We start from the raw sequence: 23,395 nt of genomic DNA, 5'->3' as shown, positions 1-23,395 counted from the left end.
GAGGTGGGTGCTACTGCTTGGGTATTGCATGGGCTGCACTCCTGTACGTTGCTAAGGCCATTTATGAGTGGTGAGGTCGCCAGCGTTGGCCGAGTGAATGGCCCTGAGTCAAGAAAGCCGGGACCAGAGGGCGGTGGAGCAGGCGAGGGCATTGGTGAATGCTTCTGTGAGCTTATACATTAATGATCGCTCTGGTCAGTGCTTGGCCGACCGAAGTGAAGCTGCTGCTCTACCTCGTGCCTATGATCTTAATGTGTGTGGGGCTAGCACTCCGATTCTTGATGATTTTAGGGCGCGATTTGGAGGATATGGAACGAATCGTCTCCGGCAATAGGCGATTGGCATCTGTAGCCAGGAAAGACAACTCAACTTTGAAAGATAATGGTTTTTTATTGCAGGGTTTTCTGCGTTGATAACGTATAAGCGCCTCCTGATTTGGGGGGCGGATTGTCGCGGAGGATCTAAATTGTATTCCGCGAAACTTACGCATGCGCCTACGTATTTCAACAGTGTGTCTGTATGTTGGGTTTTTTTGGATGATGCTACTTTACTTTGTTAAGAAAATGTCATCTGGGTGAGTAAAAGTGCGTGGGAATTGCATTCATGAAATTGCAAGCAAGCCTGAGAGTGTCAGAGAGTTACTGAGATTGGAGAATGTGAGGGGTATTTGGGTGGTTGAATTCAGTAGTTGGTCGCCAGCGTTCCGCATCGTTATATTGGCGTGCCCCATACTGATTGTTCTGTCAGGCTTGGTGTTAAGCTTTTATATTGCCTGCAGTCGAGACTTCTTTGTCGCGTTGTCTGCCATCAAAAGCAGTCCGTGGCTTGAGCGACAAAAGAACTGCACGGATTTTTCAAGTGCGCATTCTCGATGGATGCTTGTTTCCAACATATTCGGTCTATTGCTTCTACCAGGTCCGCACCGTCGAAGGGGTTTACTGAGCATTGAAGAGTTGCAGGCGTTTCCGGTCAGGTTGAAGAAGATGATGCTGGCGTCTACGTGGCTGACGATTATTGGGTGTGTCTGGATAGCGATAGTTGCTGCAATAATAAAGTTGGAGAATATATAAGTACATAGGCCGGAAGGGCTCGCGAAAGCCAGCCCCTTCCAGCCCATCTCCCTTAATCCGCCTTACGCCACACCAACTCACTCACGTCATACCCTTGCTCACTCGCCGTAGTCAGCAATTTCTCACGCGTTTCACTGCTGATAGTCGGCGTGCGCGACAGCAGCCACAGATACTCGCGGTTCGGGTGGCCGACCAGGGCAACCTGGTAATCCTGATCGTGGTACAGCACCCAGTACTCGCCCTTGGTCAAGCCGGGCAGGAGCTTGCTGAACCAGTTGTCGAACTTGACCCAGAGCTTGTCTGTCTTGCCAGGCACCTGTGGTTCGGCGGTGCCGTGGACTTCGTTCCACTTGCCGTCTTCTTCACGGCAGCGATTGGTAACGTCGATCAGGCCGTCGGCGCGCAGGCCATATCGCGCTTCTGACTGCACGCAGTTGCGCTGGAAGAACATCGGCAGGCGGGCGACTTCATACCAGGTGCCTTGGTAACGCTGCAGGTCGACCTGCATGGTTGCCGGCGGTTTCTGGTTGTCGCTGGAGCTTGCGCAGCCGGCCAGCGCCAAAGCCAGGCATGACAGCAGCAAAGTGTTGCGTAGGATCATCAGGCACCTCCTGGAAACAGTCGAATGGTTTGTCTGCAATCTTCGATCCCAACGCGCTGGGAAAGTGCCGATGTGCGGCCCAGCAGGTTGCAACATCACCGTCGAGTCAGCCATTGAGTTGTGCAAAGCTTTGAGTATAGGGTAGCCGCCCACCATCGCCCGAGGTCTCCATGGAACTGCGCCAATTACGCTACTACCTCGGTGTACTTGAACACGGCAGCCTCGGCCGCGCCGCCCTTGAGCTGGGGGTTGGCGCTTCGGCGTTGAGCCAGCAGCTGTCCAAGCTCGAAGGTGAGCTGTGCACGCGGCTGTTGACCCGCACCAGCACCGGCGTGGCGCCGACCGCGGCCGGGTTGGCGTTCCAGCACCATGCCCGGCTGACACTGCGTCAGGCCGAGCACGCTGTGCTGGCCGCGCAGAGCGGGCGCATGAGCGGCTATGCCAGCGTTGGCCTGGCGCCCACAACAGCATCGATCCTTGGCCTGCCGCTGATTGCGCGCATGCGCGAGCGTTATCCAGACGTGCGCCTGCATCTGGTTGAGATGCTTTCGGGTTATCTGGTCAACCAGCTCAACGCGCGCCATCTGGACCTGGCGGTACTGTTCCAGGCCGATGTGGGGCCGCGTTTGAGCCTGCGACCGCTGCTGCAAGAGCGCTTGTTTGCGTTGGTGCCAACGGCGCTGGTGCGGGCGGAGTGGGGCGATAGCCTTAGCCTGGCACAGCTCAAGGACCTGCCGCTGGTGTTGCCCAGCGCCCAGCACGGTTTGCGCACGACGCTGCGTTCAGCCTTCGAGCGGGTGGGGCATGAGCCTGACATCGTCATGGAGATCGACGGCCTGTCGTTGTTGATGGACGCGGTGTGTGCCGGCCACGCCGCAACCATTCAGCCAGGCGCCACGGTAGCGCGATCGCTGCAGGCGGGGCTGAAGGTGTTCGAGATCAGCGATGCCGACGCCGAGCGGCGCAATGTGATGGTGAGCCTGGCCGAAGACGAACTGTCACCGGCGGCACTGGCCACGCGCATCGTGCTGTTCGACGTGGCGCGTGAGCTGGTCGAGCAAGGCCGTTGGCCCGGTGCACGGATGCTCTCTACCTGACCCTTTAGCAAAACTGTAGGCACATGTGCCGACAGCCCGTTTCGCCGTCCTGGGCAGCGCTCTAAAGTCGCCGCCATCGCGAGGAGCAACCGAACGCCCGTCTCCTCGCTGAACAGGAGGCGATATGATTGATGTGCTCGTCATAGGGGGCGGCAACGCAGCCCTTTGCGCTGCGCTGATGGCGCGCGAGGCCGGTGCCAGCGTGCTGTTGCTGGAAGCCGCGCCGCGTGAATGGCGCGGTGGCAACTCGCAGCACACGCGCAACCTCAGGTGCATGCACGATGCGCCGCAGGATGTGCTGGTCGAGAGCTACCCGGAAGAAGAATTCTGGCAGGACCTGCTCAAGGTCACCGGCGGCATGACCGATGAAAAGCTGGCGCGCTTGGTTATCAGAGCTTCGGCGACTTGCCGCGACTGGATGCGCAGCCATGGCGTGCACTTTCAGCCGTCGTTGTCCGGTGCCCTGCATACCGCGCGCACCAACGCCTTTTTCATGGGGGGCGGCAAGGCGCTGGTCAATGCCTATTTCCGCAGCGCCGAGCAGCTCGGCGTAGGCGTTCGCTACAACGCACCGGTCAGCCACATCGAGCTTGACGGTGATCGTTTTGTGGCCGCCCATATCGGCCCACGGCACGTCGATGGTCGCGACCTGCCCGCCGAACGTATCGAGGCGCGGGCCTGTGTGCTCGCCGCCGGCGGCTTTGAGTCCAATCGTGAATGGCTGCGCGAGGCCTGGGGCCAGAACGAACGTGGCGAGTGGACTGCAGACAATTTTCTGATCCGTGGCACACGTTTCAATACCGGCGTGCTGCTGCGTGGCTTGATGGAGCAGGGCGCTGACACCATCGGCGATCCGACCCAGGCGCACATGGTTGCCATCGACGCGCGTGCTCCGCTGTATGACGGCGGCATCTGCACCCGTATCGACTGCGTATCGCTCGGCGTGGTGGTCAACCGTAGCGGCCAGCGCTTCTACGACGAGGGCGAAGATTTCTGGCCCAAGCGCTATGCCATCTGGGGCCGTCTGGTCGCCCAGCAGCCAGGGCAGGTAGGCTTTTCGATCATTGACCAAAAGGCGCTCGGGCGTTTCATGCCGCCGGTGTTTGCCGGCACCAAGGCCAATACCCTCGGCGAACTGGCACAGCAGCTCGGCCTGCCCGAAGGCGAATTCGTCGCCACCGTGCAGGCCTACAACGCGGCCTGCCAGGTCGGCACGTTTGACCACACTCGGCTTGATGACTGCCATACCCAAGGCGTGCAACCGGTCAAGAGCCATTGGGCGCGCCCGCTGGATACCCCACCTTTCTACGGCTACCCGTTGCGCCCCGGCGTGACCTTTACCTACCTGGGCCTGCGCACCGATCACACCGCCGCCGTGCACTTTGCCGGCAAGCCCAGCCCGAACCTGTTCGTTGCCGGTGAAATGATGGCCGGCAACGTGTTGGGCAAGGGCTACACCGCCGGCGTCGGCATGTCCATCGGCACCGCTTTCGGCCGGATTGCCGGCACCCAGGCGGCGGCAGCGCTCGGCTATCACCATCCTTCCAGCGAGATTACCCATGACTGCGCAACTGCTTGAACCGCGGCTGGTCGAGCCCAGCAAGGGCCACGGCGAACTGATCGCCGTGCTGAATGTGGACGAAAGCGAAGTCGACCGGCAGATGCGCATCTGTAATGCCTGCCGTTATTGCGAGGGCTTTTGCGCGGTGTTCCCGGCAATGACCCGGCGGCTGGACTTCAACAAGGCCGACATCCACTACCTGGCCAACCTGTGTCACAACTGTGGTGCCTGCCTGCATGCCTGCCAGTACGCCGCGCCGCATGAGTTTGCCGTAAATGTGCCGAAGGCGCTGGCCACCGTGCGCGGCCAGACTTACTCGGACTACGCCTGGCCAAGCGCCTTGGGCCGGCTCTACCGGCATAACGGCACGCTGCTCGCCAGTGCACTGGCAGCCGGGTTATCGCTGTTCCTGCTGCTGGCGCTGCTGGTCAATGGCACGCTGCTACCAGGGCGGCTGGCGGGGGATTTCTATGCGGTGTTCCCGCATAACACCCTGGCGTTGATGTTTGGCGTGGTCTTTGCCGCAGCCATGCTGGCTTTGAGCATCGCCGTCAGACGCTTCTGGTGCGAGGTCGCACCGGCAGACAGCCCGCCCGCAAGCAAGCACGCTGCGGTGGTGGAAGCCTCGACTGCGGCGCTGACGCTGAAGTACCTGGACGGTGGCCATGGCCAGGGCTGCACCAACGAGAGCGACCGTTACACCTTGTGGCGCCGGCGTTTTCATCACCTGACCTTTTACGGTTTCATGCTCTGCTTCGCGGCGACGGTGGTCGCCACCGGTTACCACTACCTGTTGGGTGAAATGGCGCCTTATCCGCTGCTCAGCTGGCCGGTAGTGCTGGGTACTGTCGGCGGTGTGGGCCTGGTCATCGGCCCTGTCGGCCTGCTGGTGCTCAACCTGCGCCGCGACCCAGCGCATGGCGATGTCAGCCAGCGGCCGATGGACCGCGCGTTCATCTTGCTGTTGTTGCTGGTCAGCCTGACTGGCCTGGCCTTGCTCGGCTGGCGCGACACCGGAGCGATGGCAATCTTGCTCGCGGTGCACCTGGGCTGCGTGATGGCGCTGTTCCTCACCTTGCCCTACGGCAAGTTCGCCCACGGCATTTTCCGCAGCGCGGCGTTGCTCAAGTTTGCCATCGAAAAACGCCAGCCCGATCCGCACGGACTGGGGGGCGAATGACGTCCGCTCAGTACCAGCGCAAGCCAGTCGCCGTGCACGGCTCAGCTATTCGGCCATTTCTCCAGCAGAATGGCCACGAACTTCTCGGCAGCCGGCGACAGCGAGGCGCCGCGCCGATAGACCAGGCCGAGGGTGCGGGTCACCTCTGGCTCGCTCAGCGGCACGCTGACCAGGGTAGGGTGGTCGGCTGCCGGCATGGCCAGGCTGGGCATGGCGGAGACGCCAAGGCCAGCCTCGACCATGCCCAGCGACGTCGACAAGTGCTGCACCTCATAGAACCACTTGGGACGCCAGCTCAGGCCGGACAAGGCATGGTCGAGCAGCATCCGATTGCCGCTCAAGCGGCCTACGCCGATCAGGCGGTAGTCGGCCAGCTGCGTCCAGGTCACCGACGCGCGGCTGGCCAGCTCATGGTCACGGCGGCAGGCGAGGACGAACTTCTCCTCGACCAGCGGCACGAACTCAATGTCCGGGTGCTGGCCACTCATCATGTTGATGCCGAAGTCGGCTTCACCGCGCAGTACGGCCTCAAGCCCGTCGTTGGCGCTGAGATCGAGCAGGCGAATACGGATCTTCGGGTATTGCTCGTTGTACAGGCGAATCACCGACGGCAAAAAGTAGAACGCTGCCGTCGGGATGCAGGCCAGGGTCACCTGGCCGGTCTGGCGTTCGGCCAGTTCGCGGATGCTCAGGATCGAGTCCTCGAAGTCATCCAGCAGGCGTCTGGCCTTGGGCAGGAAGTCGCGGCCGACACTGGTCAGGCTGACCCGGCGCGTAGTCCGTTCGAGCAACGGCGTACCCAAGCCTTCTTCTAGCTTCTTGATCCGCCGGCTCAGTGCTGGTTGAGACAGATGAAGCACATCAGCAGCTTCGTGAAAGCTGCCCAGTTCGGCGATTTTCACGAAAGATCTTATATCCTGGAGCTCATATTCCATGACGATTCTCTTCAGCAGTTCACGTCTTGATTCATTTGCTACGCGCAATAATAGCTACGATCTTTGCATTGGATTGATTTATCGGTCCCTGTCACTCTTGTTTCCAACACATCAATACCCCCTATTGATCAACAGGAGTCAGTAGTCATGCAACGAATTCCTTGTGTTCTGATGCGCGGCGGTACCTCCAAGGGTCCGTTTTTCCATGCCTGGGACTTGCCGACCAATGTGGTCGAGCGTGACGAAATGCTGATCAACCTGATGGGCTCTGGCCATGAGCTGGAAATCGACGGCATCGGCGGCGGCAGCCCGCAGACCAGCAAAGTGGCGATCCTCAGCCCCTCGCTGCATGCCGATGCCGATGTCGACTACCTGTTCGTTCAGGTCATGGTCGCTCAGCGCCGCGTCGATACTGCACCTAATTGCGGCAACATGCTCTGCGCAGTCGGCCCATTCGCGATCGAAGAGGGCCTGGTCAAGGCCACCGAAGGCAAGACCCTGGTGCGCATCCGCAACTTGAACACCGGAACCTTCGTCAACTCGCTGGTGGAAACCCCCGGCGGCATCGTCCGCTACGAGGGCCGCACTGCGATCGACGGCGTGCCGGGTACCGCAGCGCCGGTGCAGTTGACCTTCCTCGATGCCGTTGGCAGCAAGACCGGCAAGCTGTTCCCCACCGGTCAGGCCAGCGATGTGATCGATGGTGTCGAGCTGACCTGCATCGACATGGCCATGCCGATGATGATCATCGAGGCCAGCAAGCTTGGCGTTACTGGCGGCGAAAGCCCAGCCGAGCTCGAGGGCAACAGCGCGCTGATGCAAAAGATCGAAGCGCTGCGGATCAAGGCCGGCGCGGCGATGGGCCTGGGCGATGTCACCGGTATGGTCATCCCCAAACCCGTGCTGATCTCGCCAGCCAAATTCGACGGCACCCTGCAGGTGCGTTACTTCATGCCGCACGACTGCCATCGGGCCTTGGCCATCACTGGCGCCATCGGCCTGGCGACGGCCTGCGTCAGCCCAGGCACGGTGGTCATGCAGATGCTCGGCGAGCGCGCCAATGGCCTTAATCAGGTGCGCCTGGAACACCCGAGCGGCAGCATCGATATTGCCCTGGAACGCACCGCAGGCAAGCCGATTCAAGCCTCGGTGGTACGCACTGCCCGGCGGCTCTTCTCCGGCTACGTCTACGCGCCGTCCGTGCGCCGGCTCGCCGGCTGATCGCTTTAAACGCTTCGTTTGACGATTGACATACAATCGCTCGCTGCCTTGCCGGGCGTCGAGCGGGTCAGGCGCCGTCTGCCCGGCAGACGTGCACATTTACAATAAAAACAAGAGATACAGACATGCTCGCACTCCTCGGTTTGGTCATGGTAGTGACGTTCACCTACCTGATCATGAGCAAACGCTTATCCCCAATCGTAGCCTTGACGGTCGTGCCTATCGTATTTGCGGTGATCGGCGGCTTCGCCCCGGAAACCGGCAAGATGATGCTCGACGGCCTGAAAGTGGTTGCGCCATCGGCAGCCTTGTTGCTGTTTGCCATTCTCTTCTTTGGCCTGATGATCGATGCGGGCTTGTTCGATCCGCTGATCCGCAAGATCCTCAAAAGGGTCAATGGCGACCCGCTGAAAATTGCCATCGGCACCGCGCTGCTGTCGCTGCTGGTCGCACTGGATGGTGACGGCACCACCACCTACATGATCACCTGCGCCGCGATGCTGCCGCTGTACAAGCGCATCGGCATGAACCCGATGATTCTGGCGACCATCTCGATGCTGTCGTTGAGCATCATGAGCGGCATGAGCCCATGGGGCGGGCCGGCTACTCGCGCCATCGCTGCCTTGGGCCTGGACGCCACCCACTACTTCATCCCGATGCTGCCAACCATGATCGGCGGCGCCGCCTGGGTTGTGTTCACCGCGTTCCTGCTGGGCCGTAGCGAGCGCAAGCGCATTGGTAACATCAAGCTCGAGTCCGGTGGTGGCGACTGCTACATCAAGGCGATCCTGGAAGATACCCCGCACAAGCGTCCGCGCCTGGCCTACGTCAACCTGGTGCTGGTGATCGCGGTGATGACTGCGCTGGTGCTGGGTGTGATGCACGCGGCGATCCTGTTCATGATCGGTTTCGTTGCTGCGCTGATGATCAACTACCCGCAGCTGGACATCCAGAAAGAGCGCATCCTCGCCCACTCGGGCAATGCCATGACCGTGGTCCTGCTGGTGTTTGCCGCCGGTATCTTCGCGGGCATCTTCTCGGGTACGAAGATGGTCGACGCGCTGGCGCAGACCCTGGTTGACTGGATCCCGGATGCCTGGGGCCACTGGTTCCCGCTGGTGGTGGCGATCACCAGCATGCCGCTGACCTTCGTCCTGTCCAACGATGCCTACTACTTCGGCGTGGTGCCGATCCTGGCCAACGCCGCTGCTGCATACGGCATCGACCCGGTGGAAATCGCTCGCGCCTCGGTACTTGGCCAACCGGTACACCTGATGAGCCCGCTGGTGGCTTCGACCCTGCTGCTGGTGGGGATGGTTGACCGCGATATCGGCGACTTCCAGAAAGCCACGGTTAAATGGGCGGTGTATACCTCCCTGGTAATCACCGCCCTGGCAGTCCTGACCGGCGCCATTTCGTTCTTCGCCTGACCTTGTTGGACGGGCACCGCTCGGTGCCCGCGCAGCCCTTCAAAAAACAATAAAAGAGTCCTCTGACATGCAATCACTCCTTCTGCGTGGGGCCGCCTGCGGCCTGTTTTGCGGCTGCCTGCCTGCGGCCGTCGCCGGCGGTTTCATCGAAGACAGCAAACTCAAGCTGCAACTGCGCAATGTCTACTTCAACGAAAACTTCCGTGACGAGCAGGGCATGACTGCTCGCGCTGCTGCCACTGCCAAGAGCGAGCGCACCGAATGGGCGCAGGGCTTTTTGCTGGATTACCAGTCAGGCTTCACCCAGGGCACCATCGGCGTTGGCCTCGATGCCATGGCGCTGGTCGGGGTCAAGCTCGACTCCGGTCGCGGCCGCAGTGGCACCGGCCTGTTGCCCGTGCATGACGATGGCCGCGCGGCCGACGAGTTCGCCAGCGCTGGTGTAACCGCCAAAGCCAAGCTGGCCAATACCGTGGTCAAGCACGGCACCTTGCTGCCCAAGACCCCGGTGCTGGTGCACAATGATGCACGCTTGTTGCCGCAGACCTACCAGGGCACTCAACTGCTCAGCACCGATATCGATGGACTGACCCTGACTGCGGGCCAGCTGGACCGCTTCAAGCAGCGCGATTCGTCCGACAGCACCGGGCTCTATGTCGACGGCTATCGCGGCGATGAGACCGGCGATTTCCGCTACGCCGGTGCTGACTATGCCGCCAGCAAAACACTGCGCCTGAGCTACTTCCATGGCGAACTGGAAAACTTCTACCGCCAGGACTTCGCCGGTATCCAGCACGACCTCAAGCTTGGTGGCGGCGTGTTGACCAGCGACCTGCGCTACTTCAGCAGCCATGACAGCGGTTCGGCCTACGCCGGCCGGATCGACAACGACATGCTCAGCGGCCAGTTGGCCTACGCCCACAGCGGCCATACCGTAGGTGCCGGTTACCAGGTGCTCAACGGCGACGCCGGGCTGCCGTACATCAGCGGTGCGACCGTGTACTCGTTCAGCAACGTCGGCATCGGCAAGTTCATCGAGGAAGAAGAAAAGACCTGGATGGCCAGCTACGCCTACAACTTTGCTGCAGCCGGTGTGCCAGGCCTGACCTTCATGACCCGCTACCTGAGCGGTGACAATGGCCGTTCCGGCGATGCTGGCCTGAGCGAGTGGGAACGTGACATCGAGCTGGCCTACGTGGTCCAATCGGGCACCTTCAAGGGGCTTGGCATCAAGGCACGTAACTACGTCTATCGCGCTGACTTCGCCCGCGGTCGTGACAGCAATCGGCTGTACCTGACCTACGACGTTGCGCTCTGGTAAACGCGTGGCAGGGGTAGGCGGGTTTCAGGCCTTGGCCAGGCGGATGATCTGCCTGGCGCAAAAGGCACCGGTGATGATCACGGCAAACAGGCGCAAGGTCTGCATTGCCAGCACCAGCCCGACATCTGAGTGGGTTTCCACCGCAATGATGGCCATGGCATCCAGCCCGCCTGGGCTGGTTGCCAGGTACATCGAAAGAAAATCATGCCCAGTGACCCACGCCAGCAACCAGGCGCAGCCGGCGCACAGCGCGATCAACCCGGTCGCTCCGGCGATCATGGTCGGCAAGCGGCTCCCCACATAACGCACCGTGGCCCGATCGAAACGCAGGCCTACGTAGCATCCGATGGCGCCATAGGCAAAGGCCAGCAACCAGCCGGGCAGGGCAATCTGCATCAGGCCACTCAGTTGCAGCGCACTACCGATCAACAACGGTGCCAGCAGCGCGCCCGCAGGCAGTTTGGCGGCCAGGGTTATCCCGATCACAATCACGGCCAGGCATGGCAGCAGTTGGTTCAGTTGTACCGCAGGGGTGCTGGCGGCTGGTACCAACGCCTTGCTGGCGATATCGCCGGCGCCAAGCAAGTGGCTGACCAGCGCGCCGATCATCACTACGCAGACGACCCGCACGTATTGCATGGTTGCCACTACCCGCGGATCGGCGCCGTGTGCTTCCGCCATCGAGACCATCGCCGAAGCTGCGCCAGGGGCTGTGCCCCAGGCTGCAGTCGCGGCCGAGATACCGCCGTAACGCACAGTGGCCAGGCCTACCATGGCGCTCAACAGCACAGTGAGCAGCGTGGTTATCAGCATCACCGGCCACGACTGCGCCAAGGCCGCCAGTACCGTCCAGCTCATCGAGTGGGCAACCATCAGGCCGACGCAGCCCTGGCCAAAGCGAAACACCTGTTTGTGCAGGCGCAGCCCGGCGCCACTGACGCCAAAGGCGATCGCGGTCAGCATCGGCCCGAGAAACAATCCTGCAGGCAATGCCAACGCATGCAGTAGTTGGCCGCTGGCGGCAGCGCAACCGATCAGGGCCAGCCAGCGTAGGATCAGCAGGGGATTTGATAGCAACAACTGCACGTGGTGATTCTCCTCGACCCGGTAACGGCGCTTGCTGGAGAAAATTATCGACGGCGCAATCGATCAAGTCTATTTTCTACTTTCGATGAACCTATAACTGAAATTCATGAATCATGGACCTTCGTGACCTGACTTACTTCGCCACCATCGCTGAGCTTGGCCATCTTGGCCGGGCTGCCGAACGGCTCAACCGCAGCCAGCCCGCCTTGAGCAAAAGTATCCAACGGCTGGAAGAATCCCTCGGCACGCGGCTGTTCAAGCGTGATGGTCGGCGTATCAAGCTGACCGACGTAGGCGAGTTACTGCTTGAGCGAGGTCGGCAATTGCAGCTGAACATCGCCGAAACCGAGCGCGAGGTCCGCGATTTTGCCGGTGGTTTGATTGGCAACATCCGCCTCGGTTGCGCGGCGAGCATGGCTGAGTACTTGTTGCCGCGGCTGACCGAGTCGCTGTTGCAGCGCGCGCCCGAGCTGACCTTGCAGCTGTCCATCGGCCAGGACGATCTGCTCAAGGAGTCGCTGCGCTCGGGGCGGTTGGATGCCATCATCTGCCCGCTGATCGTCGATGATCCGCACGTCAGCAGTTACCCGATCTTGCAGGATGAGGCCGTAGTGGTAGCCAGTGCCGACCATCCATTGTTTGCCGCGCCGATCACCTTGCACAGCCTTTGCCAATACCGCTGGGTGCTGCCGGCGATCACGGTCAGTTCCAGGCGCTGGATCGACAACGTGTTTGCCACTCACCATTTGCCGATGCCACAGGTGCAGATCGAAGCCAACAGCATCTCGATGCTGCCCCGCCTGATCGAGCGCACCCGGCTGCTGAGCTTTGTAGCGAGGGAAACCCTTGAGCACGGCCACGGTATGTCGCGCTTGCGTGCGGTGACCCTGGATGAAACCACCATGCATCGCACTGTGGCGGTGTCGATTCGCGCCGAGGGCTATCTGCCACCGGCCGTGGCCGCGATGGTCGAATTGCTCAAGGAACGCGGGCGCAGTTTTTTCGGTGACAACTGAACGGGCCGATCAAGCACTGCTTGTTGCAGTCCACACCGCCAGTTCGTAGCCGTCCGGGTCGATGAAGTGGAAGCGGCTGCCGCCGGGGAACGAGAAGGTCTGCCGGCTGATCTGCGCGCCAGCAGCCAGCAGCCGCTGCTGAGTCGCATCCAGATCGTCGGCGTACAGAATCACCAGCGGGCCGCCGGGGCGGACCGGCTCGCCGGTAGTGAACCCGCCGCTCAGGCGACCGTCACTGAATTCGGTGTAGGTTGGGCCGTAATCGACAAAGGTCCAGTCGAATGCCTTGGCGTAAAACGCTTTGCTGCGGGCAATGTCGCTGACATTGAATTCGATGTTGTCGATCTGCCGGTCGTTACCGCGAACAGTCATGATGGCTTCCTTGCTCGGTCGTGAACTTGAAGCTGTGAGCATGAGGGCTTTTGGACAGCTTTGTCCACATAGCTCAAACGGTGCTCAATCTCGAAGCCACAGGTTCCATGCTGACAATCAAATGACTTTCACCGCCCGGCCAATAAACTGAATCGGCCCAGTCGGCTTGCCAGTCTTCGATCCGCCGGCATTCTCCAGTGTCAGTTCGAACAACTGGTTCGCTTCAAGCGGCGGCAGTTTGTCCAGCGGCACCGAAATCTTCTCCCCTGGCTGGACCAGACCCAGCGACACCGGCCCTTGCCAGTCATCACCTTTGGTCCAGAACTGCAGGGTTTTGTCGGCCGGCACAGTGACTTGGCCGAGTGGAATCAGCTCGACCTCACGCGGACTGCTGGCCTGAATCACCCAGCCCGGGGCGCGGTCTTGCGGGGCGACCAGCACGACCAGATAGGAGGTCTGCGGCGGCGTGACAGTCTGGCTCGACAGCGCCACGGCCATCACCAGACTCGCCGCCAGGCCAGCACCTGCCAGGCCACGCCACAGCGGCAGCAGGTTCCACCAGGAGGTGTTCACGCTGCGTTCGGGGGCTGCTTCACGTGGAGCGAGGCTGTCCAGGCTGCGGCCAACGCGCTGCCACAGTTGCATCGAGGGTTGTTGCGCCGGGGCGAGGGTAGTCAACTCCAGAAGGCGTTGCTCCCAGGCATCGACAGCGGCGCGCAAGGCACCGTCATAGGCCAGGCGTTGTTGCACGGCGGCACGTTGCTCGGCATCGAGCGTGCCCAGCACGTATTCACCGGCCAGTTGCTCCAGCTCATCGGCGTTGCTCTGGTCGTTGTTCATCCCATGCACTCCCGCAATGCTGCCAGGCTGCGCTTGATCCAGGCCTTGACCGTGCCCAGCGGCGTGCTCATGCGCTGGGCGATTTCTGCATGGGTGCAGCCGTCGACGTAGGCGTGCAGGATGCAGTCGCGCCGCGCCGGCTCCAGCTGCTCCAGGCAGTGGTAAATCCGCGCCGAATGCGCCTGCGCGGTAAAGTCCACTGGCTGCCACTGCGCAGAGGCTTGCAGCGCCTCGTCGTGTTGCTCATCCAGAGGCACCTGGCGCGCGCCATCACGCACGAAGTTCAATGCCAGATGCCGGGTGACGCTGTAGATCCAGCCACGTGCCGAACCTCTATCTGGATCGAAGCTTGCGGCATGCGTCCAGATCCGCACGAAGGCGTCATGGACGATGTCTTCAGCCACCGCCGGTTCGCGTGCGATGCGCAGGGCGACCCCGAGCAAACGCGCGCTTTCCTGCTGATACAGCTCGCGCAGGGCTCCACGATCGCCTGCAGCGCAGGCCAGCAGGCAACGTTGATAATCAAACGCGGGTTCAGGCAAGGACAAATTCTGTTCAGCCATTGGCAAGGGGTGCGGACCCCAGCCGGCTGGCCGGGGTTTGTCGCAGAGCTTAGACGACTTTTGTAGTCAGCACTTGCCGCGCACGTCGATCACTTGGCAGACCAGAAGATGTAGTCGGCCTGATATTTGACAACCTGTTTCTCACCCTTGTTGGCGGCAGTGCATACGCTGGCGGGAGCTACGCCGCCTTTGGTCGCGGTGCGCTGAATGTAGCTCACGCCCTGCATCGCGCCTTTGCCGTCGGCGGGGTTGGCCTTGACCAGTTGGTAGGGGATGTCGCCTTTGCTGGCTGGGGAGACGGCGACCTGGGTGCCGGTGACTTTCGAACCATCCCTGGCCTGCCAGGTTGCAGGTGGGCCAAAGTAGTCGCCGACTGCCTTGCCCTTGCGGTCATTGAGCACGGCTTTGGGGCCGACGAAGAACCACTCGGTCTGGCCGGCGGCATCTACCTTGTCGCGGCACTCGTAGGTGATCTCGCCTACGCCGACGGTTTCCATCATCACTTTGTTGCCGTCCGGCACCTTGACTGCATCCGGCAGGCCCATTTGCGCCTGGGCGGTCTGCATGAACAGGGACAGGCCGCCGATGGCCAGGGAAGCGCTGATCAGGCTGAGAGTACGTTTGCCATTCATGGTGTATCTCCTGGTGAGTAACCGAGTGGCAGCGATGGGCTGCTGACAGTACTACCCACCAGTAACGGGTTTGGATGCAGCCTGATGAAAATAATTTTCCCCATGGTGCTCGATCATCCGCAAGGCAAGAAAAATCGAACTCGCCCCCCGGCTTGCTTGCCCACTTCCTAGCTAATGAAAATTTCCCGCAAGGAGACAGCAATGCCCAGTTCAGATGGCAAAATCCGCTACGCAGTAGTCGGCGGTGGTTCGATCTCGCAGGGTGCATTCATGCCTGGGGTCAGTCAGACCGGCAATTCGACCCTCGCCGCATTGGTTACCGGCGACTCTGAAAAGGCTCGCCAGTTGGCCAGCCGCTACCAGCTCAAGGCCTGGGCCTACACCGACTACGCAGCACTGCTTGCCTCCGGTGAGATTGATGCGGTGTACGTTGCCACGCCCAACTTCCGTCATCGCGAATTCGTCATCCCGGCGCTGGAAGCCGGTATCCACGTGCTGCTGGAAAAACCCATGGCGGCCAGCGATGACGACTGCGTGGCCATGCGCGATGCGGCGCAACGCACCGGTACCAAATTGATGATCGCCTACCGCTTGCACTGCGAGCCGGGCACGTTGGAGATGATCGAGCGGGTGCATAGCGGCGAGTTCGGCCAGCCGCGTCTGTTCACATCGATTTTCACCCAGACCGTCAAACCGAGTAATCACCGCGCCCACAGCGGCTTTGCTGCCGGCCCGGTAGCGGACATGGGCCCGTATCCGCTGAACATGGTGCGCCAGCTGTTCAATGCCGAGCCGATTGAGGTGAGTGCGATAGGCAGCCATTCGCCAGGCAGCCAGATCGACACGTGGGACACCGTCAACGTGTCGCTGCGTTTTCCTGAAGAGCGCCTGGCGCAGTTCACCGTCAGCTACTGCCTGCCTGATTCCGAGCGCTTCCAGCTGCTCGGCACTGAGGGCGAAATCGAAGCATCGCCTTGTTATGGCTATGGGGAAGATGTCGCGATCAGCTACCGCGCCACCCTCGATGACACCACCCGCGTGCATGTGCATCCGGTGGTGGATCAATTTGCCGGCGAGACCGCGTACTTCTCCGACTGCATCCTCAACGACCAGGCGCCGGAGCCGGATGGCGATGAGGGCTGGCGTGATGTGCGCGTAATCATGGCCATCGAACGCGCGTTGGTCACCGGCCAGGCGCAGACGCTCGAGCCGCTGCCGGCCAGGCGTTTGCCGCAGCGTGATCAGCGCCGTGCGTTTGCCCTCGCCGAAGTGCCGCCATATGTGAATACCGAGTCGCCTACTGAGTAGTCAGACGCCCGGGCCTAGGCTTGGGCTGGCTGCGCAGCCTGCTTGCGGATTGCGCGCGGTCTGGTTGATCAGCGAGGCCAGCCGCATCAGGTTGCGCTGATGGGCCGTAACCACTGCATCGATTGATGCGCCGGCCGGGCTTTGCACCACACTGCGACAATCCAGGCTGGCGCCTGCGGCGACCCGCAGGCGCCACTTGGTATCCAGCAGTGCGTATTGGCCGGGCACGGAATCAAAGCGCTGCACAATGATTCTTACCGAGCGTTGCTGGCCAGGCACGCCACTGCTCAGTTGCTCGACCAAGGCGCTGCGCAGCTCATCGGCCAGGCTGGCGCCCCACCATTGCGTTTCCAGAATGGCCAGGCCGCTGGCGCCCTGGCGAATCACGATCTGGGCGCGGTCGACCTGCGCGGGCACACTGACGCTTTCGATGGCGATCTCGCTGCCGGCCGGGGAGCGGCTGACCTGGGTTGGCATCAGCGTGTGAAACTGGATCGGCTCGCTGCGACACGCTGCCAGCAGCGCAAGCGAGACGAGCAGCATGAGCTTGCAGGGTGAAGTCATGGCTATCGCTCCGGGTCAGTTGCGCGGCGGGCCTTGCAGGTCGATAGGTGGCGCATTGCTTGGTCGACCACGGATCAACGCCTCTGGGTTACGCCCAAGGTAATCGGACAGATCGCGCAACGAGCGAGACATGCGCCCGAGTTCGTCGAGGGTCTCACTGAGCTTCTCACGCTGCGGCGAGTCTTCGGCGAGCGTGGCGCTGGCCGACTGCAAGGTCTTGCTGACATCCGCCAGGGTGCTCTGCACCCCCGGCAGGGTGCGGCTGTTGAACTGCATCAGGCCTTTGCGCAACTCGACCAGGTTGCCGTCGAGGTTGCCGGCGATGCGCTCGACGGGCAGCTTGTTGATTTTTTCCAGCATCGCCTGGAGTTGCTCCTGGAGGATTTCCAGGCTGCCGGGCAGGGTCGGGATCGCAATTGGCCTGGCGTTCAGGTCGAAGGCGACCTTGGGCGCCTTGGGGAAGAAGTCCAGGGCGATGTATAGCTGACCGGTCAGCAGGTTGCCATTGCGTGCCTGCGCGCGCAGGCCGTTGGCGACGAACGAGCTGAACACCTGGGCGGTGGCGGTCATGTCATCCGGATCATGCTTGAGCGCTTTGAGCATTTTCTTGTGCGCCTGGCCCAATCGTTGCGCATACACCACGATGCCGACGTTGATCGGGAAGCTGCGTTGCACTTCATCAAAGTCCAGATTGACCGAGACCACTCGGCCGATCTCGATACCGAGAAACTCCACCGGCGCGCCCACTTTGAGGCCGCGCATGGCCTGGTCGAAACGCAATGTCAGGTACTGGGCTTTGCCGCTCGGCGGGGCCAGCGCGGTTTGCTGATCGTCAAACAGCTCATAGGTGCGGGCTTCGGCGGCGGCGCTATCGTTGGGGCTGTACTCAGGTGCGCGGAAGGCGATGCCGCCAACCAGCAGGGTCGACAGCGATTCAGTCTTGATCGCCACACCGTTGGCGCCGACGTTGACGTCGATGCCGCTGGCGTTCCAGAAGCGCGTGTTGTCGGTGACATAGGCGTCATTGGGGGCGTGGATGAACACTTCGATATTGACGCCTTTGCCATCGGCATCCAGCGCGTAGGCGACTACCTGGCCCACAGGGATCTTGCGGTAGTACACCGGCGAGCCTATATCCAGCGAGCCAAGGTCCTGGGTGTGCAGGGTGAAGCGCTTGCCGGGTTCGCCGTAGGTGATCGGCGGCGGGTTTTCCAGGCCCTTGAAGCGCTTGGCGCGGCCCTCGGCCTGGCCGATGTCGGCGCCGATATAGTCACCCGAGAGCAGCGTGTCGATGCCCGACACGCCACCGGCGCCAATACGCGGGCGCACCACCCAGAACTGCGAGTCTTCGCGGGTGAAGCCCTCGGCTTGCTTGTCCAGCTGGACGGTAGCGTTGACGCTGCGTTGATCATCGCTCAAGGCCACCGCCGAAACGTGACCGATGACCACGCTGCGGTATTTAACCTCGGTCTTGTTCGCCACCAGGCCACTGCCGGTCTTGAAGTTGAGGGTGATGGTCGGGCCTTCCTGCAGTTTGCTGTGAATCACCAACGACAGGCCGACCAGTACCGCCACCAGCGGGACCAGCCACACCAGTGACACGCTGAAACGGCGCGTCTTGATTGGCGGTGGTCCCGGTTCTGCCGGTGCTTCAGTGGCGGGCGACTTCATCCATGGCCTCCTCAGGTCCTGCTTGCCAGATCAGACGCGGGTCAAAGCTCATCGCCGCGAGCATGGTGAACACCACCACCAGGCCAAAGAACAGAATCCCCACGCGCGGCTCGATATCGCCCAGCGCCTGGAACTTGACCAGCGCTGCAACCAGCGCCACTACCAGCACGTCGAGCATCGACCAGTAGCCGATCAACTCGACAAACCGGTACAACTGCGAACGCTCGCGGCACGCCCACTGGCTGCGCCGCTGGACGGTGATCAGCAGCAGCGACAGCGCGACGAACTTGACCCCCGGCACCGCGATGCTGGCGATGAAGATGATCAGCGCGATGTCCCACGCGCCGTGCGCCCAGAACTCCAGCACGCCACTCATGATGGTGCTGTCGGCACCGTCGCCGAGCATGGTCGTGTTCATCACCGGCAGCAGGTTGGCCGGGATGTAGAACACCAGCGCGGCCAGCATGAACGCCCAGGTGCGGGCCAGCGAGTTGACCTTGCGCCGGTGCAGTGGTGCGTCGCAGCGCGGGCAACTGTGTGGCTCGTCGCGCATGTCGCAGGCCAGGCCGCAGCTGTGACACAGGCACAGGTTGAGCTCGGCGGCCGTCGGTGGGTGGTCTCTGGCAGTGCGGTTCATGGCAGCGCCCACAGTTCGCGGATATCGCGACCAGCGATGCGGATCAGCAGCAGGCTCAGCGCGGCGAGGGCGAACAGGCCGATACCGGGCAGCACCGCCAGCATCCCGGCCAGCTTGAACACCGCAACCATGGCGCCGAGCAGGCAGACTTCGAGCATGCTCCACGGGCGCAGGGTTTCCAGCCAGCGCATGCACAGTTTGAACGCCGGCGCGCGGCGCTGGCTGAGGGCAAAGGCCAGCACCCAGATCAGCAGCATCAACTGAAACGCCGGCGCGATGATGATGGCGATGGCTGCGACCATGGCAATGAAGGTGATTGGTCCCTGGCTCAGCGCCAGTACCGAATCCCACAAGGTGGCGCTGTTTTTCAGGCCTTGCAGGCTGATGGTCATGATCGGATAGAAGTTGGCGAACAGCCACAGCATGGCTGCGGTGATGGTGAGCGCCAGGCGCTGTTCCACCGTCAGGCCGTTGTAGCGCTCCAGCACGCCGGCGCAGCGCACACACAAGGACTTTTGATGTTTGCCGAGCACAACCTGCTGGTAAACGCAGTCGCAGTGCTCGCAAATGATCAGCTGGGCGGTGCTGGCCATGGTCGCCATCGCATGAGGCAGGGTTAAGTGAATATAGAAGTGCTGGCTTATTCGGCAACTTTTTCCTGAAGGTAATCCGCTGACAACGGGTGATGCCAGCTGAACCTTGACCCCGTTCTGCAACTCCACTGGCTGACGGGCAAGTCAAGCAGGGAGGTACTGATGATTTATCTGGGCTGTGCCGGCTGGAGCATCTCACGTACTTACGCTGCACAGCTGGCAGGCGAGGGCAGCCATCTGCAGCGCTACGCCCGCCAACTCACTGCGGTAGAGATCAACAGTTCGTTCTATCGACCGCATCGCCCAGCCAGTTATACGCGCTGGGCTGGCGCGGTGCCGCCGGGGTTTCGCTTTTCGGTCAAGCTGCCGCGTGCCATCAGCCATGAACGGCGTCTGGTCGATTGCGCGCAAGCCTTGGCTGAGTTCTTTGCGCAGTGCACGGCGCTCGGGTCAGCGCTGGGTTGCGTGCTGGTGCAACTGCCGCCGTCGTTGGCGTTCGAGCCGCTGCTGGTGGAGCGTTTCATGGCTGATGTGCGCAAGGTGTATCCAGGGCCTGTGGCATTGGAAGCGCGCCACCCCAGCTGGGCCGAGGCCGGACCGCTGATGGAGCAGTTGCAGGTGGCACTGGTGGGCGCAGACCCGGCGCGCTTTGCCCTGGATGCGCAGCCGCGTGGCTGGTCAGGCCTTGCGTACTGGCGCCTGCATGGCTCACCGCGTACCTATTTCAGCGATTACCCCAGCACTTGGCTGCAGGCGCTGGCGCCGCAGTTGCTGGCCCGCGCCGAGGCAGGCGCGGCGACCTGGTGCATTTTTGACAACACGGCAGGCGATGCAGCCTTGGGCGATGCCCTTGAACTGCAGACGCTACTGGGTAATTGAGCGCAGCACACTTTGCAGAAATGGCGCCGTCCGGCTGTGCTTGCAGCGGGCGACCTCGGCGGGCACGCCGCTGGCGACGACCTGGCCACCCGCAGTGCCGGCGCCGGGGCCGATGTCGATGACCCAGTCGCTTTGCGCCACCACACGCATGTCATGCTCGACCACCACCACCGTGTGCCCGCCGTCGACCAGCCTGTTCAGTTGCAGCAGCAGGCGGTCGACGTCCTGCGGGTGCAGCCCGTTGGTGGGCTCATCCAGCACATACAGGGTGGCGCCGCGCGCGCTGCGTTGCAGCTCGGTGGCCAGCTTGATCCGTTGCGCTTCGCCACCGGACAGCTCGGTGGCCGGTTGGCCAAGACGCAGATAACCCAGGCCAATATCGGCCAGCACCTGCAAGCTGCGCCGCACGGGCGGCTGTTCGGCAAACACCTGCAGCGCTTGTTCGACGGTCATGCCGAGCACATCGGCAATGCTCATGTCCTGCCAGGTCACTGCCAGCGTTGCCGGGTTGTAGCGGGCGCCGTGGCAGGTCGGGCAGGGCGCGTAGACGCTGGGCATGAACAGCAACTCGACGCTGACAAAACCTTCGCCTTCGCAGGTTTCACAACGGCCCTTGGCAACGTTGAACGAGAAACGTCCGGCGTCGAAGCCCTGCGCCTTAGCCTGTTCGGTAGCGGCAAACAGCTTGCGGACGTGATCGAACAGCCCGGTGTAGGTGGCCAGGTTGGAGCGTGGGGTACGTCCGATCGGCTTCTGGTCGACCTTGACCAGCCGCTTGATCGCCTCCACGCCAGCGGCGATGCGGCCACTGCTGGCTTGTTCCGGCTCGTCTTCCAGGCTTTGTTCGTCAGGCTCTGCGGCTTGCTCCGGCTGGCCGAGGTGGGCGCTTACCAGCTCGAGCAGGGCCTGGCTGACCAGGCTGGACTTGCCCGAGCCAGAGATCCCGGTAACCGCCGTGAAGCAGCCCAGCGGGAATTGCGCACTGAGATCTTGCAGGTTGTTGCGGGTCACCCCCTCAAGCGCCAGCCAACCCTGTGCGGCTCTGGATTGCTGGTGTTGCGGCCTGGCCTCGGCGAACAGATACGCGCGGGTGCACGACTGCTCGATCTCGGCCAGGCCCGCTGGCGGGCCGCTGTAGAGAATCCGCCCGCCGTGCTCGCCGGCGGCAGGGCCCACATCGATCAGCCAGTCGGCGCGGCGCATGGTGTCCAGGTCGTGCTCGACCACAAACACTGAATTGCCGCTGCTTTTCAGCCGTTGCAGGGCCGCGTACAGCGCCTCGCTATCGGCTGGGTGCAAGCCGGCCGAGGGCTCGTCGAGCACATAGATCACGCCGAACAGTTGCGAGTTGAGCTGAGTGGCCAGGCGCAGCCGCTGCAGCTCGCCGGACGACAGCGTGGGCGTGCTGCGCTCGAGTGCCAGATACCCCAGGCCAAGGTCGATCAGGGTGTTGATCCGTTCCAGCAGTTCGGCGGCAATGCGTTGCGCGGCCAGGCGTTTCTCCAGCGACAGATTGGGCGTGTGGCGCACATCCGGGCCGCCGCTGTGCGCCGGCTCGCCCTTGGCCGCCCGTTGCTGGCGTGCCTCGCGGGTTTGCTGATGAGAGAGGGTAGCGCCGCTTTGCTCTGCGTTGGTCAGATAGTCGGGATTGGCCACCGTGCGCAATACCACGGCCAGGTCCTGCAACGGCAGCTGCGACAGCTCGGCAATGTCCAGGCCGGCGAAGGTGACGGTCAGGGCTTCGCGCTTGAGGCGTTTGCCGGCGCACAGCGGGCATGCACTTGGGCGCATGTACTGGCTGACGCGCTTGCGCATCTGCGCGCTTTGCGAGTGCATGAAGGTGTGCAGCACATAGCGCTTGGCGCCACTGAATGTGCCTTGATAACTCGGCTCCAGTTTGCGTTTGAGCGCTGTGCGGGTCTGCTCGGGAGTCAGCCCGGCGTACACCGGCACAGTCGGGGTTTCCTCGGTGAACAGGATCCAGTCACGCTGTTCTTGCGGTAGATCGCGCCATGGCTTGTCGATGTCGTAGCCCAGGGTGACGAGGATATCGCGCTGATTCTGCCCGCCCCAGGCCAACGGCCAGGCCGCCACCGCACGCTCGCGGATAGTTAGAGAAGGGTCGGGCACCATGCTCGCCTCGGTGACTTCATAGACGCGGCCCAGGCCATGACACTCCGGGCAAGCGCCCTGCGGCGTATTCGGCGAGAAGTCCTCGGCGTACAGCATTGGTTGCCCGTCGGGGTAACTGCCGGCGCGCGAGTAGAGCATGCGGATCGAACTCGACAAGGTGGTCACGCTGCCCACCGAGGAGCGCGCACTGGGGCTGCCGCGTTGCTGCTGCAGGGCTACCGCTGGCGGCAAGCCTTCAATGGCGTCGACATCGGGTACCCCGACCTGATCGATCAGGCGCCGTGCGTAAGGCGCCACCGATTCGAAATAACGCCGCTGCGCTTCGGCATATACGGTGGAAAACGCCAGCGAGGATTTGCCTGAGCCGGACACACCGGTAAACACCACCAGCGCGTCGCGAGGGATGTCGACATCGACGTTCTGCAAGTTGTGCTCGCGGGCGCCGCGCACGCTGACGAAGCCGGTGAAGGCGTGCTCTGGGGATGTGCTGCGTGGTGGCATGGAAGACGGCCCTGATCTGCTGGAAATAACACCTTAATGAGTAGGACCGCATCGGCCAATGGCCGTGCGGGAGAGTTTCGAATCAGGTTCTACTCAGAAGTTTTTCTACTGGCTCTCGTGATTATTCATGACTGCTGACGAGCCTGCTCTCGGGTGTAGCCTTTAAGCGTCATCAATGTGTACT

At 62.1% G+C, this 23,395-nt stretch carries 22 protein-coding genes; 10 read left to right on the top strand and 12 right to left on the bottom strand.

The genetic code is table 11. The features are described from left to right. The first annotated feature begins 182 nt into the window (after positions 1 to 182). Positions 183 to 413: a hypothetical protein gene (locus HU736_RS06285; protein ID WP_186700872.1), complete on the top strand. Its 231-nt coding sequence runs from the start codon at positions 183 to 185 to the stop codon at positions 411 to 413. A 709-nt stretch (positions 414 to 1,122) separates the two neighbouring features. Here the strand turns inward: HU736_RS06285 and HU736_RS06280 are convergent. Next, entirely contained in the window at positions 1,123 to 1,671 is a 549-nt protein-coding gene (locus HU736_RS06280) for a lipocalin family protein (RefSeq protein ID WP_186700873.1), read from the bottom strand. A 170-nt stretch (positions 1,672 to 1,841) separates the two neighbouring features. On the opposite strand from HU736_RS06280, the gene HU736_RS06275 reads away from it, so the two are divergent. The 3 genes from HU736_RS06275 (at position 1,842) to tcuB (ending at position 5,509) form a co-directional block, all read left to right on the top strand. Beyond that, a complete protein-coding gene (locus HU736_RS06275) occupies positions 1,842 to 2,768 on the top strand; it encodes a LysR family transcriptional regulator (protein ID WP_186700875.1) in 927 nt (308 codons plus the stop codon). 124 nt (positions 2,769 to 2,892) lie between these two features. Next, entirely contained in the window at positions 2,893 to 4,347 is a 1,455-nt protein-coding gene (gene tcuA / locus HU736_RS06270) for an FAD-dependent tricarballylate dehydrogenase TcuA (protein ID WP_186700877.1), read from the top strand. After that, on the top strand, positions 4,328 to 5,509 hold the full coding sequence (tcuB, locus tag HU736_RS06265) for a tricarballylate utilization 4Fe-4S protein TcuB (protein WP_186700884.1): 1,182 nt from the start codon (positions 4,328 to 4,330) through the stop codon (positions 5,507 to 5,509). The genes tcuA and tcuB overlap by 20 nt, the downstream gene beginning before the upstream one ends. Positions 5,510 to 5,550: 41 nt before the next feature. Here the strand turns inward: tcuB and HU736_RS06260 are convergent, their stop codons facing one another. Then, the gene (locus HU736_RS06260) at positions 5,551 to 6,444 is read right to left on the bottom strand and encodes a LysR family transcriptional regulator (protein WP_101320065.1); all 894 of its coding nucleotides are present in this window, start codon (positions 6,442 to 6,444) and stop codon (positions 5,551 to 5,553) included. A 147-nt stretch (positions 6,445 to 6,591) separates the two neighbouring features. Between HU736_RS06260 and HU736_RS06255 the strand changes: the two genes are divergently transcribed. The 3 genes from HU736_RS06255 (at position 6,592) to HU736_RS06245 (ending at position 10,416) form a co-directional block, all read left to right on the top strand. After that, the gene (locus HU736_RS06255; RefSeq protein WP_186700886.1) at positions 6,592 to 7,665 is read left to right on the top strand and encodes a 4-oxalomesaconate tautomerase; all 1,074 of its coding nucleotides are present in this window, start codon (positions 6,592 to 6,594) and stop codon (positions 7,663 to 7,665) included. A 125-nt stretch (positions 7,666 to 7,790) separates the two neighbouring features. Next, positions 7,791 to 9,095 (top strand): CitMHS family transporter, encoded by a 1,305-nt coding sequence (locus tag HU736_RS06250; RefSeq protein ID WP_103437646.1) that lies wholly within the window; start codon positions 7,791 to 7,793, stop codon positions 9,093 to 9,095. Between the two features lie 67 nt (positions 9,096 to 9,162). Beyond that, on the top strand, positions 9,163 to 10,416 hold the full coding sequence (locus HU736_RS06245; RefSeq protein ID WP_186700888.1) for an OprD family porin: 1,254 nt from the start codon (positions 9,163 to 9,165) through the stop codon (positions 10,414 to 10,416). 24 nt (positions 10,417 to 10,440) lie between these two features. Here HU736_RS06245 and HU736_RS06240 read toward each other — a convergent pair whose 3' ends face one another. Further along, positions 10,441 to 11,502: an AbrB family transcriptional regulator gene (locus HU736_RS06240; RefSeq protein WP_186700890.1), complete on the bottom strand. Its 1,062-nt coding sequence runs from the start codon at positions 11,500 to 11,502 to the stop codon at positions 10,441 to 10,443. Between the two features lie 113 nt (positions 11,503 to 11,615). Between HU736_RS06240 and HU736_RS06235 the strand changes: the two genes are divergently transcribed. Beyond that, the gene (locus HU736_RS06235; RefSeq protein WP_103437643.1) at positions 11,616 to 12,518 is read left to right on the top strand and encodes a LysR family transcriptional regulator; all 903 of its coding nucleotides are present in this window, start codon (positions 11,616 to 11,618) and stop codon (positions 12,516 to 12,518) included. Positions 12,519 to 12,527: 9 nt separating this feature from the next. Here HU736_RS06235 and HU736_RS06230 read toward each other — a convergent pair whose 3' ends face one another. The 4 genes from HU736_RS06230 to HU736_RS06215 form a co-directional block, all read right to left on the bottom strand. Continuing rightward, entirely contained in the window at positions 12,528 to 12,890 is a 363-nt protein-coding gene (locus HU736_RS06230) for a VOC family protein (RefSeq protein WP_103437642.1), read from the bottom strand. A 117-nt stretch (positions 12,891 to 13,007) separates the two neighbouring features. Next, positions 13,008 to 13,730 (bottom strand): anti-sigma factor, encoded by a 723-nt coding sequence (locus HU736_RS06225; protein ID WP_186700892.1) that lies wholly within the window; start codon positions 13,728 to 13,730, stop codon positions 13,008 to 13,010. Then, the gene (locus HU736_RS06220) at positions 13,727 to 14,293 is read right to left on the bottom strand and encodes a sigma-70 family RNA polymerase sigma factor (protein WP_186700894.1); all 567 of its coding nucleotides are present in this window, start codon (positions 14,291 to 14,293) and stop codon (positions 13,727 to 13,729) included. Before HU736_RS06220 ends, HU736_RS06225 begins: the two co-directional genes overlap by 4 nt. An 89-nt stretch (positions 14,294 to 14,382) precedes the next feature. After that, positions 14,383 to 14,925, bottom strand: coding sequence for a DUF3455 domain-containing protein (locus HU736_RS06215; protein WP_186700896.1), 543 nt, complete (start codon positions 14,923 to 14,925; stop codon positions 14,383 to 14,385). A gap of 201 nt (positions 14,926 to 15,126) precedes the next feature. On the opposite strand from HU736_RS06215, the gene HU736_RS06210 reads away from it, so the two are divergent. After that, positions 15,127 to 16,233 carry a Gfo/Idh/MocA family protein gene (locus tag HU736_RS06210; RefSeq protein WP_186700898.1) on the top strand — a complete coding sequence of 369 codons (1,107 nt, stop codon included), beginning with the start codon at positions 15,127 to 15,129 and terminating at the stop codon, positions 16,231 to 16,233. On the opposite strand, the gene HU736_RS06205 is transcribed toward HU736_RS06210, so the two are convergent. Genes HU736_RS06205 through HU736_RS06190 form a run of 4 tightly spaced genes read right to left on the bottom strand, consistent with a single transcriptional unit; the run spans position 16,234 to position 19,698 of the window. After that, a complete protein-coding gene (locus HU736_RS06205; RefSeq protein WP_186700900.1) occupies positions 16,234 to 16,797 on the bottom strand; it encodes a PqiC family protein in 564 nt (187 codons plus the stop codon). 15 nt (positions 16,798 to 16,812) lie between these two features. Further along, the gene (locus HU736_RS06200; protein ID WP_186700908.1) at positions 16,813 to 18,468 is read right to left on the bottom strand and encodes a PqiB family protein; all 1,656 of its coding nucleotides are present in this window, start codon (positions 18,466 to 18,468) and stop codon (positions 16,813 to 16,815) included. After that, positions 18,449 to 19,105: a paraquat-inducible protein A gene (locus tag HU736_RS06195; RefSeq protein WP_186700909.1), complete on the bottom strand. Its 657-nt coding sequence runs from the start codon at positions 19,103 to 19,105 to the stop codon at positions 18,449 to 18,451. Before HU736_RS06195 ends, HU736_RS06200 begins: the two co-directional genes overlap by 20 nt. Beyond that, positions 19,102 to 19,698, bottom strand: coding sequence for a paraquat-inducible protein A (locus HU736_RS06190; RefSeq protein WP_101320028.1), 597 nt, complete (start codon positions 19,696 to 19,698; stop codon positions 19,102 to 19,104). Before HU736_RS06190 ends, HU736_RS06195 begins: the two co-directional genes overlap by 4 nt. Before the next feature lie 162 nt (positions 19,699 to 19,860). Between HU736_RS06190 and HU736_RS06185 the strand changes: the two genes are divergently transcribed. Next, a complete protein-coding gene (locus HU736_RS06185; RefSeq protein WP_186700910.1) occupies positions 19,861 to 20,577 on the top strand; it encodes a DUF72 domain-containing protein in 717 nt (238 codons plus the stop codon). Here HU736_RS06185 and HU736_RS06180 read toward each other — a convergent pair. After that, complete coding sequence (locus HU736_RS06180; RefSeq protein ID WP_186700911.1) at positions 20,563 to 23,211, bottom strand: excinuclease ABC subunit UvrA; 2,649 nt, start codon at positions 23,209 to 23,211, stop codon at positions 20,563 to 20,565. The two genes, HU736_RS06185 and HU736_RS06180, sit on opposite strands and share 15 nt — an antisense overlap. Positions 23,212 to 23,395 lie beyond the last annotated feature (184 nt).

Origin of the sequence: Pseudomonas shirazensis (genome assembly GCF_014268785.2) — a bacterium.
Taxonomy (GTDB): Bacteria; Pseudomonadota; Gammaproteobacteria; order Pseudomonadales; family Pseudomonadaceae; genus Aquipseudomonas; species Aquipseudomonas shirazensis.
This window is presented reverse-complemented; position numbering and strand designations above follow the sequence as displayed.